We start from the raw sequence: 16,180 nt of genomic DNA, 5'->3' as shown, positions 1-16,180 counted from the left end.
ACAGAATCGAAACACCCCTACAGCGCTTTGTCGAGTGCGTTGGTCCGAGCCGCTGTCTGGAATCTGGAATCTGGTCGGGTGTGGTGCTGGGTGAGACGCTTCGAGCGAGGTGAGTGGAACCCCGATATTCAAGCGTGGCTCGGGACACAGGATTGCCGCGAAGCACAGGATTGCTCCGAGGGCAGGGGGCTCTGGAGCGCAGCGGTGCCTGGAGCGCAGGGCGCTCCGAGGCACAAGGGTGCTGCGGGCACAGGACCGCTCCGTCGCACAGGGGTGCTTTGGAGCACCGGGCCGCTCCGTCGCACGGGTGTGCTGCTGGCTCAGGTGTCCTGGTGGCTCAGGGCTGCTTCTTCGGACCCACGAGGCTGCGGAGGACGGCGCGGGCGACCTCGGCTCCTGTCGCGTCTCGCAGGCTCACGGGGATCGGGTATTCCCTGCGTTCGCTCGTGTCCGGGACAGGGCACTCGCAGACGGCGCGGAGCGTCCCGCGCGCCTTCTTCAGGTACTCGATCGAGAGGCCCGCGACGATGAACCGCGCGTCGTCGGGCAGCGCGTAGGCCAGCGCCGTGTTGGCGGTGAGCTCGGCGAGGTTGACGAGCGCGACGGCGTGCACCGAGCGGAGGTGGTTGCGCAGCCCGGGCCGGTCGCGCATCGATACCTCCGCGCGGCCGCGCTCGAGGACCTCGATGTCGGCCCGGATCGTCCCGGTGTACGGCGCCATCGCGCCGATGAGCCGGCTGAACAGGCGCTTGCCCCCGGGCAGGAGGTGCAGCCTGTCCCAGAGCTCGCGGATGGTGTTGCGGCGCGAGCTCGCCGCGATGGCTGCGAGAGAAAAGTCAGAGAGGTTCATGCGCTGGATCCGCGTGGCAGCGCCAGGGTGCCCCAAGTCGCCCGCGCACGCACCCGGAATGTTGCTCCCCCGCTCCCGTCGCGAAGCGAGGCGGCAGCCTGTCCGGCACGCCACGGAGCAGCGCAGATACATCGGTTGCGCAGCGAACAGCGCCCGCGCTTCGGCGCCGATGCCGCGAGCGTGATGGGCAGTGCTGGCGCGCGGCCACACGGCTGGGGCCGCCCGCCGCGCCCGCTCCTGGCTCGCGCCACGGGACGATCTTGGCAGATCCCGCCGGCCAGCGCTTACGTCCCAAGGCCCCTCCTTCAGGGTCCTGGAGCGAGCCGGAAAGATTCATTCACCAGAAGAATTGTACGCGTGAATATTATTCGAATTTCGGATGGATCCAGGGACGCCTCGAGACGCCGCCGGCGCGAGGATCCCGCGCGGATCCAGGCCTCCATGCGCTCGCGAGCGGTCGCCAGGCCCCCGCGCTCGCCGCTCGTGGCCTGCCCCGAGCGGCAATCCCCCCTCCGTGCCCGGAATTTTTCTTGTGTATGACACGACCTCGCCGCCCGGGCCAAGGTGGTCCACCCGAGAAGGAGCGAGCCTTCGAGCTGCTCTTTCGTGAAAAAACATTCATGCTCGTCTGGCGCTGGCTGACGCGCCTGGGAGTTCCCCTGCGCGACCGTGCAGACCTCGCGCAGGACGTCCTGCTTTCTGCGTATGTGAGCTTCGACAATTACAAACCTGAGATCTCCCGGCCCGAGCGCTGGCTGAACCGGATCGCGGTTCACACCGCCGCGCACTACCGGGAGCGCGCCCGGCACCGCTACGAGGAGCTGGTGCAGGAAGAGGAGTTCCCGGTCCTCGTCGACGAGTCCAAGAGCGCGGACGAGCTGTTGATCTCGGACCAGGAGCGCCTCATGGTGATCGAGCTGCTGCATCGGCTCGACGTGGACGCGCACTCGATCCTTGTCGAGCACGACCTCGAGGGCGTCCCGATGGCGGATCTCGCGCAGCAGCGCGGCATCCCGCTGTCGACGGCGTACAAGTGGCGCGCGCGCGCCATGGCCATATTCCACGATCTCATCGCGAAGCGCCGGCGCGAGGAGCGGAAGAAAGAGGGCCCGCGCTTCGTGCTGCCCCTGGATCCGGCGGCGCTCTTCGCCACCACCCAGGTCGCGCCGCGCATGCCCGACGACGTCCAGCTGTCGATCCTCCGCCGCGTGCAGGAGTCGGCGCGGGCGCTCAAGGAGGGCAGCGCAGGGAAGACCGGCGTCGGCAAGGCGCTGAACGAAGCCGCGGCGTGGCTCAAGGGGCTCGTGAAGCTCGCCCAGCAGGTGCTGCCGAGCGTGGGCGTCGGGCCCCTCGTCGCCGCGCCCGTCGTGGCCACGGCGGCGGCCGGGGCGCTCTGGCTGGCGCTCCGGACCCCGGAGCAGCCGCCGCCACCGACGGTGAGGCACCTCGCGCCCGCGATCATCACCGCCGTGCATCCTTCGCCGCCGCCCGTCGAGCCGACGGCGCCGCCCGAGGAGCCGGCGCCGCCCGAGGAGCCGCCGGCCCCGGAGCCCGTCCAGGCGCCGCCGAGGCGCACCCCGGTCGAGCGGCGAGCGCGCGTCCCCGCGCCCGACAGGGAGGAGCGCGCTCCGGCGCCGGTCGCGCCCGAGGTGCCCGCGGTCGAGGGCGAGGTGCCCGGCAGCAGCCTCGACATCGCCCTGTTCGAGGCGTGCAGCGCGGCGGTGCAGCGGCGCGAGCCGACCCGGGCGATCGCGGCGCTCGAGCGCTACGAGCGCGAGATGCCGCAGAGCGCCTTCGGGGTGGAGCGGAAGGTGCTCTGGATCCGGGCGCTCCTGCTCGCGGGGCGCCGCCCCGAGGCGCGCACGCTGCTCGACGAGGCCCTGCTCGATCCCGCGATCGACAGGCGCCTGCTCGACGAGCTGGACGAGGCCTTGCCCGATCCTTAGAGCGCGCGCCGCGCGTCGCGCGCCGCGCCGGAGAGCGCGCCGCGCGGCGCGGCGGCTCAGTCGCCCGCGTACGTGCCGAAGCTCGCCCGGCCGCTCGTGGAGACCTGCGGGGCGGCCTGGCCCACCTGCACGACCGCGGAGACGAACGCGGCCGGCTTGAGCCCTTCGTCGGGCCCCGCCTCGTTGGTGATGTACTCCAGCCCGATCCCCGCCAGGAAGCCGAACGACGTGGTGTTGCCCCCCGAGCCGAGGATCGGGACCGTCGGCGCGACGCCCACGTAGCCGAGCAACCCGACCCGCCCCTCGCCGAGCGTCTGCACGAAGCCACCGAGCTGCGCCGCGACCGGGAAGGCCCGGCGCTCCACCGGGTCGTAGCGATCGACAGCGAGCGCCACGCCGACCGCGCTGAGCACGCTCCGCGTGACGAGGGGCTTCTCCACCCACGGCGCGCGGGTGACCTGCAGGGTCGCGAGCATCGCCGGGACGGTCAGGTAGGCGCGGAAGCAGCTCCCCGCGGCGTCCAGCGTCTCGAAGTTGTCCTCCCCGCACAGCGGGACCGAGTGGATCGCCACCGAGCCCACGAGCCGCCGGGCGCGCTCCGGATCGCCGGGCTCGCTCGAGCGGAGCGAGCTCGCGACGCGGCCCGCGTCGGAGACGAGCACCACCTTGCCTTGCGGGCTCAGCGGATGGCTGTAGACGGCCAGCCGGAGCCGCGCGTCCCCGTCGAAATCCTCTGCGAGCGGCGGCAGCGGGAACTCCGCGCTGCTCGGCGTGACGATCCACGTGCCGTCCTGGAGGAGCTCGATCGGTGCGCCGCCCCGCAGCTGGTCGGTGCGCGTCAGCGAGACGTGGAGCGCGAGCGGCGCCACGAGGCGGTGCTTCGTCTGGCCCGTCAGCCGGATCCGGCAGTTGCCCAGCCGGAGCGGCGCCGGCGAGATGACGACCGCGCCGTGCGCGAGCGGCTGCGGCCCGGGGCGCGACGGATCCACGTCGGGCGCCCGGCGCGGCGGCAGGGCGCCGAGCGGCGGCGCCGGCGAGGGGGCCTGCGCCGCCGCCGGACCGGCCGCGGCGCGCGGAGGCGCCCGGCCCCCCGGCGGGGCGGCGGCCGGGGGCAGGGGCCCGGGCGGACGGTGGCTCCCCGGCGGGGCGCCCCCGAGATCCGCGCGCTGCGCGATCGGCGTGGGGCCGCAGTCGACCTTCAGGTCGTCGGCGAGCGGATCGGGGAAGAGCAGCCGCGCGGGGTTCGACTCGACGAGGTTCTCGAGCGGCGGGATCGTGACCCGGTACGTCGCGTTGACCACGTTGCCCGCCGCGGGCGCGTGGAGGTTGAAGGCGGAGACGCGGAGCCAGCCGCCGCCCGGGAAGACGCGGAGCACCTTGCCGTCGGGGCGCCCGCAGGCGCCCGAGGCGACCTCGAGGACCGGCACCGTGAACGTGCGCTGGAACGGCTGCACCCGGGCGTTGCCGCAGCTGTCGACGATGGCGAGGTAGTGGAAGTCGGCCATCTCCGACTGCTTCGGCCACTGCATGCCCAGCGTGAGCTCGCCCGCGTCGGCCGGCGGCGGCTCGGGCCGGCCGTCGCGGCAGACGTCGACGCGCTCGGGCGACGGCGCGGCCGGCGCGCCGGAGGGGGACCTCGCGGCCTCGGCGACCGGCCGGTAGGCGCAGACGTGCCGGTACGAGCGGCGGCCGAGGAGCACCGGATCGAAGTCGAGCAGGCGCTGGCCGTCCTCGCTGAGCCGCCCCCAGATCGTGAGCGGGAGGGGCAGCGTCGGGGTCTGGAGCTTGATCGAGCGCAGGACCTGGTCGCCGACGGGGCTCTGCCCGGGCTCGCCGGTCTGCGCCGCGCAGCCGCCGCCGCTGCAGAGCCAGCGGCCGCCGCGGCGGGCCGCCTCGATCGGGACCGGATCGGTGTCGCGGACGGTCATCCAGACGCGGCGCGCGTCCGGGAAGATCTCCGGTCCGCCCGCCGACGACGCCGCGGCGCCGGCCGTGCCCGCCGGGGCGCGCACGACCTGCAGGCTGCCGCCGAAGTCGGCGGGGACGGCCATCGGCAGCGCGCCCGCCGCGCTCCGCGCCGAGGCCGAGCCCCCCGCGGGCGCGTCGCCCTCGCCGGCGTCGCCCTCGGGCTCGTCCTGCGCCGGCGCGGTGGCGGGCGCCGCGAGCGCGACCGCGAGCGCGGTGATCGATAGGAATATCGAGGACTTGCGTGCACTCACGGCGAGCCCTCCCCTTCTTCCTCGGGCTCCGGTTCGGGCTCCGGTTCGGGCTCCGGTTCGGGCTCGGGCTCCGGCTCGGGCCTCGGCTCGGGCTCGACGACGGTGATGGGCTCCGAGGAGCACTCCGGGCGCGCGAGCAGGCGCGGCGTCACCCGCAGCACCGTCGTCCCCGGCGCGACCGCGATGCCCTGGATGATCGTCGCCTCGCTCTCCTCGCCGCGCAGGGTCACGGACGCCCCGCCGAGCGCGATCACCTGGTCGTCGTCGACGGTGAGGTCGACGGGGACGGCGATGCGCACGCGCTCGGCGTTGTAGGCGCTCACCTCGAAGAGATCGCCCGGCGTCCCCGCGGTCACGACGCTCCGGAGGGAGCGCACGCGGAGCAGGCGCGGCTCGGGGTCGACGGTGAGCGAGGGGTTCGGCTCGATCGCCTTCTGCCCCGAGCTCACGGCGAGCTTGACCTCGCCGCCGAGGTCGCTGAAGCACAGGGTGAAGGGCGGGCTCTCCCCGGTCGCGCCGAGCAGCACGCGCAGGCGCGTGGCCCGCTCGCGGCAATCCGGGGCGAGCGAGAGGGCGGCCTCGCTGTGCAGCGACTCGATGATCACGGGGGCGTGCTCCACCACGCCCGGCGCGTCCTGGGGGGGCGACGCGCGGACGCGCGCCTCGCGCGACCGGATCGCGCCCGGCCGCCAGGTGGCGCCGAGGTCGTCCGGCAGGGGGCCGAGCGTGCACGCGAGGGGCAGGTACGTCGCGAGCACCCGGTCGCTGTCGCCGAGGCCCCCCGCGATGAGCGCGAAGTTTGTGGCGTCCTCCGGCAAGCCCGCGGGGAGCACCGTGATCGAGAGCTCCTCGGTGCGGTCGGCCCAGGCGACGACGAGCCGCGCCTCGCCGGACCAGTCGCCCTCGGAGGCCGCGGTGAGGCCGGCGTAGCCCTGCGTGCCGGCGGTGCAGCGGAACGCGCCGTCCTTCATGCCGCACGAGGCCCGGTCGCCCTCCGCGCCGTCCGCCGGGTGCAGCGCGAGCGCCTCGCTCGGGACCACGCGGACCTCGACGTAGGCGCCGTACGCCGGCTCGTTCGCCTCGGTGAGCTTGAGCGAGACGTCGGTGCGCCACGGGCCCTGGCGGGGCGGCACCGGCCTGCCCGTCGCGTCGAGCGTGTCGGCCGCGAACAGCGGTCCGGCGACGTCGGCGCGGAGCTCGACCTGCCCGCTCCCGGCGAGGGGGTAGCCGCGCTCGATGCAGGCGGCGGCGAGGACGAGCGCGCCGCCGCCCGCCGCGAGGAGCGCCGCGCCGGGTCGGCGTGGACGACGGGCGCGCGCGGCGACGGGCAAGGCCGGTCGAGGTGCGCTCACTTCTGGTAGATCTCGGTGTACTCGGTCCCGAGCGGGTGGCGGTGCCACGCATAGGCGCTCTGCGGGAACCCGCTCTCGTCCGTGTAATCGCACGGGCCCAGCTCCCATTCGGTGTGCCAGACGCTCGCGCCCGTCGCGGGGTCGACGGACATCGCGTGGGCGGTCACGTCGCTCTCCGGCTCGCCGGGGTCGTGCACCATGCGCGTCTCGTCGTCGAGGTAGCGCTCGAGGACGGCGACGGGGATGCGCGCGACGCGCTTGCCGGGCATCGGGATGAGGAACACGTCGTTCTTGTCAACGGGGCTGGTCATGGCGCTCTCTCCTGGCGAGCGGCGAGGGGGCGGCCCTCCGGGCGCGGAGCGCCGGCTCCCGGATCGCGCGCCGCGCTGGAGCGCGGGCTCTGGGTGGTGCTCGGCGCTGTCCCTCCACGCTGTCTCGATCATACCCGCTTCGCGCGGCGCGCGGGAGCGCTTCGCGCGGCGCGATCCGCCTCCGGCTCACCGCGACGGCGCGACGGCGCGACAGCTGTTCTCCGTCGACCGCCAGGGAGCGCCCGCTCACCACCCTGGTCGGCAGCGGCCGAGGGCGGGCCGCGGGCGCCGTGTGGTAGGCTGCCGGCGCCGCGGGCCCTCGCGAGATCGTGTCCCTACCGCGGCCGCCCGATGCGCTCCCCAGATCGCCTGATCGTCCTCGGTGGCCGCTACCGTCTCCTGAGCGAGATCGGTCGGGGCGGCGCGGGCGTTGTCTACATGGCCGACGACCTCGACGGCGGCGGCCGGGTCGCGGTGAAGGTCCTGCTCCGGACGCACGCGGCCGGAGACGCGGCGGCTTCCCGCTTCCAGCGCGAGATCCGGGCGATGCGGCTCCTCGACGCGCCCGGGTTCGTGCGCATGCTGGACGCCGGCGTCGCCCCCGAGCTCGACGGCGCGCCCTTCCTGGTGATGGAGCTGCTCCAGGGCCACGACCTCGAGCACCTCGTCACCACCCAGGGCAAGCGCTCGCCCGTCGAGGTGCAGCGCTGGCTCGGCGAGGTCGCCGACGCCCTCGAGGTCGCCCACGCGCAGGGCCTCTTCCACCGCGACCTCAAGCCCGCGAACCTCTTCCTCGCGATCGGCGACGACGGCCGGGAGCGCGTGAAGATCCTCGATCTCGGGCTGGTCAAGGAGATCGAACCCGGCGCGCTCGGCGCGTCGGGCAGCATCACGGCGACGGGCATGGCCATCGGCACGCCCATCTACATGGCCCCCGAGCAGGCGCGCGGGCGCTCGGACCAGCTCGGCCCCGCGGCGGACGTGTGGGCGATCGGGCTCATCGTCGTGCGGCTCCTGACCGGCGACATCTACTGGACCGCGAACAGCATGGCCGAGCTGATGGTGGCGCTGCTCGTCATGCGGCTCTACCCGCCGTCGACGCGCTGGCGGTGGCTCCCGCCCGCGTTCGACGCATGGTTCTTGCGGTCGTGCGACCGCGACCCCGCCGGGCGCTTCCCTTCGGTCCGCGAGCAGAGCCTCGAGCTGCGCGCCGCGCTCGAGGCGGTCAGGGTGCCCGCCGAGCCGCCCGGCGCGGGGGGGCCGTGGTCGGCTGGAGGCCCCGCGGAGACCGACATGCTCCGCACCTCCACGATGGAGCTTGCGGGGACGGTCGAGGCCCCCTCCCAGCCTTTCCCCGGCGGCACACCCCACGATCCCGGCCCGCTACCGGCGTGGCTGGGCGCCCCGCCGCCGGGCCCTCCGCCGCCGCAGGGCGCCCCGCCGCCGCTGGGCGCCTCGCCGCCGCTGGGCGCCTCGCCGGAGGCCGAGCGGCCTCGCCACAACCTGCCGGTCCAGCGCACGCCGTTCGTGGGCCGCGCCCGCGAGCGCGCCGAGATCGCCGCGCTCCTGCTCGATCCGGGGGCCGGCCTGCTCACGCTCACCGGCGTCGGCGGCACCGGCAAGACCCGGCTCGCGCTCCAGGTCGCGGAGGACCTCGTCCCCGTGTTCCCCGGCGGCGTCTGCTTCGTCCCCCTCGCGTCGCTGCGCGAGCCGGCGCTCGTGCCCTCGGCGATCGCGCAGGCGCTCAGCCTCGGCGACGGCGGCGCGCGGCCGGATCTGGAGCGCGTTGTGCATTTCCTCCGCGACCGCCGGCTCCTGCTCCTGCTCGACAACCTCGAGCACCTGACGGCCGCGGCGCCGGCGATCGCGCACCTCGCCGCGAGCTGCTCGCGCCTGTCGCTCCTCGTGACGAGCCGCGCCGCGCTGAACCTCTCGGGCGAGCGGCGCTACGTCGTGCCGCCGCTGGAGCTGCCGGAGCCGCGCGGGATCACGGCCTCTGCCGCGCTGGCCAGCTCGGCGGTGAGCCTGTTCTGCCGCCGGGCCTCCGCGATCAAGCCCGGCTTCCAGCTCGGCCCCGAGAACGTCGCCGAGGTCGTGGAGATCTGCGCGCGCCTCGACGGCCTGCCGCTCGCGATCGAGCTCGCCGCCTCGCGCCTCCGGGTCCTCACCCCCGCGGCGCTGCTCGCGCGCCTCCGCGACCGCGGCGCCGCCGGGCGTCCCTCCGGGGCCGCGGGCTCGTTCCGCCTGCTCACGGGCGGCGCGCGCGACCTGCCCGAGCGCCAGCAGACCATGCGGGCCGCCATCGACTGGAGCTACGGCCTGCTGGAGCCGGAGGAGCAGCTCGCCTTCCGCACGCTCGCCGTCTTCGCGGGCGGCTTCTCGCTGGCCATGGCGGACCCGATGTGCGCCTTCCGCGACCCGGCGCTCGACACGCTCGGGATCCTCGAGTCGCTGATCGACAAGAGCCTGCTGCTCCAGGCCGCGGGCGAGGAGCCCCGGTTCCAGATGCTCGCGATCCTCCGCGAGTACGGCCTCGATCGGCTCGCGGAGGAGGGCGCCGCCGCGGCGTGCAACCGGCGCTTCGTGGAGCTCTCGCTGGAGCTCGCCGAGCGCGCGGCCGAGGCGCTCCGCGGGCCCGAGCAGGCCGCGTGGCTCGCCGCGCTCGACCTCGAGCACGACAACCTCCGCCTCGCCCTGGAGCTCGCGATCGAGGGCGGAGACGCGGGCGCTGCGGTCCGGCTCGCCGCCGCGATGGCGCGGTTCTGGTACATCCACGGGCACTACCAGGAGGGCCGCGCGTGGCTCCGCCGGGCGCTCGGGGCCGCCGCGGGCGTCGCGCCCGAGCACGTGGCCCCGGCGCTCCGGGGCGCGGGGACGCTCGCGCTCCTCCAGTGCGACTACCGCGAGGCGCGCGCGCTGCTCGAGCGGGGCGCGGCGCTCTACCGCGAGCTCGGGGACGAGGGCGGGCTCGCCTCGGTGATCCAGATCCTCGGGAGCGTGGCCCGCGAGCAGGGCGACTACGAGCGCGCGCTCTCGCTGCACGGCGAGAGCCTCGCGCTGGCCACGCGCCGCGGCGACACGCTCGAGGCGGCGCGCGCGCTCGGCTACTCGGGCTTCGCGGCGTGGCTCTCGGGCGACACGGCGCGCGCGGAGGGCGCCTGCCGCCTCGCGCTGCCGGAGCTCCGCAGCGCGGGCGATCGCGAGGGGACCGCGACGGCGCTGCTCTACCTCGGCTGCGCGGCGTTCTACCGCGAGGATCTCGACGAGGCGGCCCGCCTTTGCGAGGAGAGCGAGGGCCTGTCGCAGCAGGTGAAGTTCAAGGAGGGGATCGCCTGGACGAGCAACCTCCTGGGGCTCGTCGCGATCGAGCGCGGCGATCTCGTCCTCGCGGGCCGGCGCCTGCGGGCGAGCCTGCGGCTGCACCGGGAGCTCGGCGATCTCTGGCGGTCGGCGAGCGTCCTGGAGGCGCTCGCGCGCGCGGCGGTGTGGGCGGGCAAGCCGGAGCGCGGCGCCCGCCTCCTCGGCGGCGCGGCGGCGCTCCGCGAGGCCATCGGCACGCCGGTGCCGCCCATCGAGCGGCCGGCGCTCGTCGCGTGCGCCGGGGCCGCGCGCGCGGCGCTCGGGGATGCCGTCCACGAGGCGCGCTTCGCCGAGGGCCGGGGGGCCGGGCTCGACGCGACGATGGCGGCGGCGCTCTCGGAGTGAGCGGGCGCGCGCCGCGGTCGTTCAGCGCTCGCCCGGGTCGTGCGCCGCCGCTTCGCCCCGCCCCGCGGCCCGGCCGAGACGCTCGGCCAGACGGCGGAGGACCTCGATGAGCTCCCGCGGCTCGTGCACCTCGAAGTCGAACCCCATGAACCCGAGGTGGAATGCGAGCGCCTCGAGGCTCCCGCCGCCGGTGTGGACCACGCAGCGGTCCGGCCCCAGCGGCTCGATGCGCCCTGCCACGCCGGACAGCTGCGTCGAGACGGCGTCCGCGGCGGCGTGCACCGTCACGCGCGCGCGGAACGGGTACGCGTCCGTCGAGACCGACTGCGACACGTAGGCGGCCACGTCCTCGGCGGGCAGCGGGCGCGGCTTGAAGCGACCGCCGGTCCTCGGCCTGCCCTGGATGCGATCGACGCGGAACGTCCGCCACGCTCCCCGATCGAGGTCGTACGCCAGCAGGTACCAGCGGCGGCTCGTGTGCACGAGCCGGTAGGGCTCGACGACGCGCGCGCTCGCCGTGCCGTCGTGGCTGCTGTACTCGAAGCGCAGGACCTCGGAATCGCGGCACGCGTTCGCCATCACGGCCAGCGCGTCCGCGTCGAAGCCGGGCCCGCCCTCGCCGAGCCGCACGCTCACGGCATCGAGCGCGCTCACCTTGCGCCGGAGCCGCTTCGGGAGCACCTGCTCGAGCTTCGCGAGCGCGCGGACCGACGCCTCCTCCAGCCCCTTCACCGGGCCGGTCGCGGCGGCGCGCAGCCCCACGGCGACGGCGACCGCCTCGTCGTCCTCGAGCGGCAGCGGCGGCAGCTCCTTGCCGGCGCCGAGCTGGTAGCCGCCGCCGATCCCGGGGGCCGCGTGCACCGGGTACCCGAGGCTCCGGAGCCGGTCCACGTCGCGCCGGACGCTGCGCTCGGTGATCTCGAGCTCGCGGGCGAGCTCGCCGCCCGTCCAGAAGCGCCGGGACTGGAGCCGCGACAGGAGCTTCAGCAGGCGCGCGGAGGTCTGGATCACGTGCCGCTCCTCATCGGTGAACCTTGCGGACCGAATCTGTCCGCAATCGAGTGTAGCCTCCTCTCAACCCGCGGGCGAGGCGCCTGAAGGCGCCCCGCCCCCCTCATCCCTGGAGTTACCGCCCATGAGCAACGCCGCTTCCGCGCAAACCACGACGACCCTCGGCCCCCGGACCCACAGGGGAAGCTGCGCCTGCCGCGCCGTTCGCTTCGAGGCCGACTTCGACCCGAGCGCCGGGACGACGCAGTGCAACTGCACCATCTGCGCGAAGACCAGGTGGTGGGGCGTCATCGTGAAGCCGAGCGCCTTCCGTCTTGTCGCCGGCGAGGAGGTCCTCGGCGACCACTCGCGGTCCGAGGCCGGCCACGCCCGCTTCTGCAAGACCTGCGGGATCCGCGTCTTCGGCCACGGCAACCTCCCTGAGCTCGGCGGGGAGTATTGCTCCGTGAACCTGAACTGCCTCGACGACGCGGATCTCTCCGGCGTGCCGGTGATCTACTTGGACGGTCTCCACGACACGTGGGAGCAGCTCGCCGTCGCGCCGTACGTGGACCCGGTCACGGCCGCGAAGAGCGCTTGAGGCGAAGGCCGGCGGGCCGCCTCCTCCCGTGGGCGGCGGCTCACCGGCCCTCGAAGCCGCAGCGCGCCTGTGGCGTCGGGACTGAAGAGGTTACGGCGAGGTCGCCTTGACGACGTCGGCGAGGATCGCGTCCAGGTTCACCGCGTTCGCCATCGCCTGGTAGCCGGCGTCGTTCGGGTGCAGCTTGTCCGCGTCGTAGGCCGGGAGGAGGCGGCTCGGATCGGCCGGATCTCGCAGCGCCTTGTCGAAGTCGATCACGCCGTCGAAGGCGTTGCTGGTGCGGATCCAGGTGTTCAGCTTCTGTCGCTCCTGCTCGCCCTTGGCGGTTCCATAATCGCCCTTGTAGGTCCCGGTCGAGCCGGCGAACGGCACCAGGGTGCCGCCGTAGATCTTGAGCCCCGCGGCGCGGGCAGCCTGGATGATCTGCTGGTAGACCGGGATCAGATCCGCGGCCTTCGCGGAGCGGTCGCCGATGTCGTTGATGCCTGCCAGCAGGATGACGGCGCGCGCGCCGGGCTGGGTCAGCACGTCGCGCGCGAGGCGGGCCGGGACGGGGTAGCCGAACTGGAGCTGGGGGCGGACGGTGAGCAGCTCGTTCCCGATGATCCCGGCGTTGACCACCGAGAGGGTCTGCCCCTTCCGGCTGGCCAGGCGCTGCGCGAGGAAGTCGGGGTAACGCTGGTTGTTGTTCTTTGTCGAGAGATATCCATCGGTGATCGAGTCGCCGAGCGCGATCAGGGTGCCGACGACGTTCGGCGCGGCCTTGACGTCGACGCCCGACGCGAACATCCAGCACGAGATCTTCCGTGTGAACTGCTTGTCAGCGCCGGCCCCGGTCTGGTTGCCCGCGGCGAGGAAGTTGTCCTGCGCAGCGAAGTAGTGCTGCGTGGCCGGCCCGGTCTTGGCCGGGAGGTGGATGTTCACCGCCAGCGTCTGGAGGGGTTGCACGTTCAGGGCCACGGGGTCGCTCACCGCTTCGCCGCCCGCGGCGATGACGATCGAGGCCTGACCTGCGAAGCGCAGCGGCTTCGACGTCCCGGCGACCGTCGCCGCGCCGCCCGCCGAGGCGGCGACCGACGCTGCGCCCACCTTGAGCGGCTCGCTGCCCCCGGCGTTGGAGATCCGCACGCGCACCGAGCTCCCGCCGGCGCTCAGGCGGACGATGTTCCGGACCGTCTGGCCGGTGAGGCCGACATCCGAGGGACAATCCTGCGAGTTGAACGTGCCGCCCGGCGTCGGGCTGCCGTGCCATGCGGAGACCCATCGTCCGTCAGGCGCCGGGTCTGCGGCCAGCGCGGGGCGCCCCGATGCACCAGCCGTCAGCGCGATCGCCGCGGCGATGAGCGCAAATCGTGGCAAGCGCCCGAGCCTCGGCCTGGGCAGATCGAGCAAGAAGCGCAAGGCGTTACGGCGCCCTGAGGTGACTCCGTGAGGTCTCTGTGTATTTGCCATCGGTTCTCTCTACGTTGTTCGCGTGGAGCGCAGCAATTTCCCTGGCTCCGAGCTCGACGGTGACGCGCGCGTTGCTCCATGGCCGCTGTCGGTGACCCTGGCCAGGACCACCCAGGGCGGGGGGTGACGCGGGGGAGGGGATCGAGGGGGACGCGGACGGCGATCGAGGAATGCGCAGCGGCGCATTTGCGTTGAATTTGCCGAGGCTCGGTGCGGTAATCGCTCGAGGAGCCCGCCGTGCGCTCGGGCGGCGCGCGCCGGGGGCGGCGTGGATCGGACGCCGGGATCACCATGGACAGGCACGCGTGACGGGCGCACGAGACAGCGGAGGAGACTTCCCGGCGGGCGAGAGCATCCCGCCTGCGCCCGTCGAGGCGAGCGGCTCCGAGGGCGCGCCCGGGGCGGAGCTGCGCTCGGTCGCTGCGAGCGGCGCCACCCTCTGGCTCACGCAATCGCCCGGGTTCTCGCTGTGGCGCGGCGAGGTGGCCGCCCCGGATCGGCTGCGGATCGAGGGGCGCGACGGGTACCTCCACGAGCTCCGGCTCGAGCCGGTCGGCGTGCTGCGGCTCGGCCGCGCCGAGCGCGTCGGCGACGAGCGCAACGAGCTCGTCTACGCCGACGTCGCGTCGCGGCTCGCGGCCACGCTGCGCCACGACGGCGTGCGCTGGTGGCTGCGCCGCCGCGAGGAGTGCAGCGTGCCCGTGCAGGTGGGCGCGCGGCACCTCGCGCGCGGGCAGGAGTCGCCGCTCGTCCACGGCACGTTCGTCTGCGTCGGCGGCATGCGCGCGACGTTCTTCGACCGCCGCTATGCCGCGCTGTCGGTCCCCGCCGGGGCGGTCGACCCGGCGACGGGCCTGCTCGCGCGCGGCGGCCTGGAGCAGGAGTGCGCGTCGCTCCTCGCGCGGAAGGGCCAGGGCGCGCTCGTCCTGCTGCGGCCGATCGAGGCGGGCGCGCCCTCGCGCGCGGCGGCCGCGGCGGCCGCCCTCGTCGCGGTGCACCGGCTCTGGCCGGACCTGCCGGTCGGCGACGCGGACGGCACGGCGGTGGTGCTCGTGCGGGGCGGCGCGGCGGAGGCGGCCGCGGCGGCGGGGCGCGCCCTGGAGGCCGTCGAGGCGGAGGGGCTCGGGGCGTTCGCGTGCGGCTACTTCACGGTGGCCGGGGAGGCGGACGTCGCCGGCCGCGAGGTCGAGCTCGGCTTGCACGCCATCGCCTCGCTCGCGGCGGAGCGCGAGCGGTGCGCCCCGGGGGGGTCCACCCCCGTGGCGGAGCTCCGCGACGCCGCGGCGAGCGCGCGCTTCGCCGCGCCGGGCGAGGTGATCGAGGCGTCGCGGAGCGGGCGCCGGGCGACGGTCCTGTTCGGCATCGAGGAGCAGAGCGCGCTCGGCGGCGTCGGGCCGCATGTCATCGGGGCGCTCGCGCAGGAGCTCGCGGCGGTCGTCGCGAGCCACGCGGGCGCCGGCGCGCTGATCGCGCCGCTCGCGCCCGGCGTGGTCGCCGCGTGCGTGCCCCGGAAGGCGGATCCGGCGGTGATGGCGAGCGCGGTGCAGTGCGACTGGCACGGCCGGCCGCCGATCCTGGACGGCAGGGTCGAGCACGCGCGGACCCTGTCGTGGGAGCTCCTGCACGGCGCCGACGCGGGCGCGCGGGCGGAGGAGATCTCGCGCGAGTGCGGAGATCCGCACGGGGTGCTCTCGGCGCTGAGCGGGGGCCTGCCCTATCCGATCGCCGGGAGGGTGCGGGCGGCGATCGGGGCGTCGAGCGCGATCGAGCGGGTGAAGATGCTGTTCGACGTGCTCGAGGGCACGTGGCGGTTCATCGCGACGGTGCTCGTCTCGGCGTTCTTCAGCGGAGGAAGCGCGCCGCCCGGGTCGGGGCGCGGCGGCGGGGGGAGCGCGAGCGCGAGCGGATCGGGCGATGGGGCCGGATCGGGCGGCGGGCGCGGGTCGGTGGCCCCGGCGAGCGGCGGCAGGCCGAGCAGCCCGAGCGGCGCGGGCGGCGCGGGCGGCGTTCCCCCGGGGTGGGGCGCGCTGCTCGATCTCTATGGCCGCACGCGCACGCGCGACGGCCTGGCCCTCGGCGCGTGGCGCGAGCTCGCGCGCACGGCCGCGCGGGCGTTCGGGGATCGCGACGATCCGATCGGCTCGATGGCGAGGGAGGTGCTCGACGTCAAGCTGTCGCACAACCAGACGTTCGAGACGCTCTCGAACCTGATGCAGGCCGAGCGCAACCAGTTCGCGCACGGTCACTACACCGAGGCGCGGGCGGCCGCGGATCTGCCCGATTTCGAGCAGATGACCCGCGCGCTGCTCCGGGCGCAGCGGCCGCTCTGCGCGTGGACCCTGGTGACGGTCGAGAAGACGGAGCCGGATCTCTACGGCGATCTCCAGACGGTGGAGTTCATCGATCACACAGGCCCGTTCGCGTCGGGGACGCGGCGGCGGATCGGGCTGAACTCGCCGGTTCGGCTGTCGAACGTTGTCTATCTGGCCCGCTTCCGCGAAGGGCTGATGCTGCCGCTCGATCCGATGGTGCGGCGGCTCGCGCCGGACGACAGGTTCGATCTCTACTGGATGGATCACCTGCCGCGGCCGGGGGCGTGCAATATGAGCGCGGTCGTGGCGGGAAAGGCGGTGAAGGCGCCCTGCGATGCGCGGAGGATGGCGCCGCTGCTGAGGGCGATGCTGGACGCGGCGGGCGGGTGAGGGGCTGAGGGCTCCGCGGGGGCGCGGCGTTCTTGCTCTCGTCTGCTCGTCT

The 16,180-nt window shown here is 74.7% G+C and carries 10 protein-coding genes; 4 read left to right on the top strand and 6 right to left on the bottom strand.

Annotated features, from left to right (window positions below):
* Positions 1-337: 337 nt before the first annotated feature.
* The gene (locus tag WMF17_RS27095) at positions 338-850 is read right to left on the bottom strand and encodes a hotdog fold domain-containing protein (protein ID WP_437573822.1); all 513 of its coding nucleotides are present in this window, start codon (positions 848-850) and stop codon (positions 338-340) included.
* Positions 851-1,470: 620 nt separating this feature from the next.
* On the opposite strand from WMF17_RS27095, the gene WMF17_RS27090 reads away from it, so the two are divergent.
* Positions 1,471-2,796, top strand: coding sequence for an RNA polymerase sigma factor (locus tag WMF17_RS27090; RefSeq protein ID WP_437596053.1), 1,326 nt, complete (start codon positions 1,471-1,473; stop codon positions 2,794-2,796).
* 56 nt (positions 2,797-2,852) lie between these two features.
* Here WMF17_RS27090 and WMF17_RS27085 read toward each other — a convergent pair whose 3' ends face one another.
* From WMF17_RS27085 to WMF17_RS27075, 3 genes are read right to left on the bottom strand one after another with little or no spacing between them, the layout of a single operon-like run.
* Complete coding sequence (locus tag WMF17_RS27085) at positions 2,853-5,015, bottom strand: hypothetical protein (protein ID WP_437596052.1); 2,163 nt, start codon at positions 5,013-5,015, stop codon at positions 2,853-2,855.
* Complete coding sequence (locus WMF17_RS27080) at positions 5,012-6,367, bottom strand: hypothetical protein (protein WP_437644045.1); 1,356 nt, start codon at positions 6,365-6,367, stop codon at positions 5,012-5,014. The genes WMF17_RS27085 and WMF17_RS27080 overlap by 4 nt, the downstream gene beginning before the upstream one ends.
* Entirely contained in the window at positions 6,364-6,678 is a 315-nt protein-coding gene (locus WMF17_RS27075) for a hypothetical protein (protein ID WP_437596049.1), read from the bottom strand. The genes WMF17_RS27080 and WMF17_RS27075 overlap by 4 nt, the downstream gene beginning before the upstream one ends.
* Before the next feature lie 351 nt (positions 6,679-7,029).
* On the opposite strand from WMF17_RS27075, the gene WMF17_RS27070 reads away from it, so the two are divergent.
* Positions 7,030-10,383 carry a protein kinase domain-containing protein gene (locus WMF17_RS27070; protein WP_437644043.1) on the top strand — a complete coding sequence of 1,118 codons (3,354 nt, stop codon included), beginning with the start codon at positions 7,030-7,032 and terminating at the stop codon, positions 10,381-10,383.
* A gap of 21 nt (positions 10,384-10,404) precedes the next feature.
* Here WMF17_RS27070 and WMF17_RS27065 read toward each other — a convergent pair whose 3' ends face one another.
* Positions 10,405-11,394 (bottom strand): helix-turn-helix transcriptional regulator, encoded by a 990-nt coding sequence (locus WMF17_RS27065; RefSeq protein ID WP_437596047.1) that lies wholly within the window; start codon positions 11,392-11,394, stop codon positions 10,405-10,407.
* 124 nt (positions 11,395-11,518) lie between these two features.
* Between WMF17_RS27065 and WMF17_RS27060 the strand changes: the two genes are divergently transcribed.
* A complete protein-coding gene (locus WMF17_RS27060; RefSeq protein WP_437596046.1) occupies positions 11,519-11,974 on the top strand; it encodes a GFA family protein in 456 nt (151 codons plus the stop codon).
* Positions 11,975-12,064: 90 nt separating this feature from the next.
* On the opposite strand, the gene WMF17_RS27055 is transcribed toward WMF17_RS27060, so the two are convergent.
* Positions 12,065-13,333 (bottom strand): SGNH/GDSL hydrolase family protein, encoded by a 1,269-nt coding sequence (locus WMF17_RS27055; RefSeq protein ID WP_437644041.1) that lies wholly within the window; start codon positions 13,331-13,333, stop codon positions 12,065-12,067.
* Between the two features lie 398 nt (positions 13,334-13,731).
* On the opposite strand from WMF17_RS27055, the gene WMF17_RS27050 reads away from it, so the two are divergent.
* The gene (locus WMF17_RS27050; protein ID WP_437644040.1) at positions 13,732-16,128 is read left to right on the top strand and encodes a hypothetical protein; all 2,397 of its coding nucleotides are present in this window, start codon (positions 13,732-13,734) and stop codon (positions 16,126-16,128) included.
* Positions 16,129-16,180 lie beyond the last annotated feature (52 nt).

Origin of the sequence: Sorangium sp. So ce362 (assembly GCF_051519845.1) — a bacterium.
Classification (GTDB): Bacteria; Myxococcota_A; Polyangia; order Polyangiales; family Polyangiaceae; genus Sorangium.
This window is presented reverse-complemented; position numbering and strand designations above follow the sequence as displayed.

Coding starts and splice junctions, on each gene's coding strand:
- WMF17_RS27090 (WP_437596053.1), top strand. CDS start 1,471: ATGCTCGTCTGGCGCTGGCTGACGCGCCTGGGAGTTCCCCTGCGCGAC.
- WMF17_RS27070 (WP_437644043.1), top strand. CDS start 7,030: ATGCGCTCCCCAGATCGCCTGATCGTCCTCGGTGGCCGCTACCGTCTC.
- WMF17_RS27095 (WP_437573822.1), bottom strand. CDS start 850: ATGAACCTCTCTGACTTTTCTCTCGCAGCCATCGCGGCGAGCTCGCGC.
- WMF17_RS27075 (WP_437596049.1), bottom strand. CDS start 6,678: ATGACCAGCCCCGTTGACAAGAACGACGTGTTCCTCATCCCGATGCCC.
- WMF17_RS27060 (WP_437596046.1), top strand. CDS start 11,519: ATGAGCAACGCCGCTTCCGCGCAAACCACGACGACCCTCGGCCCCCGG.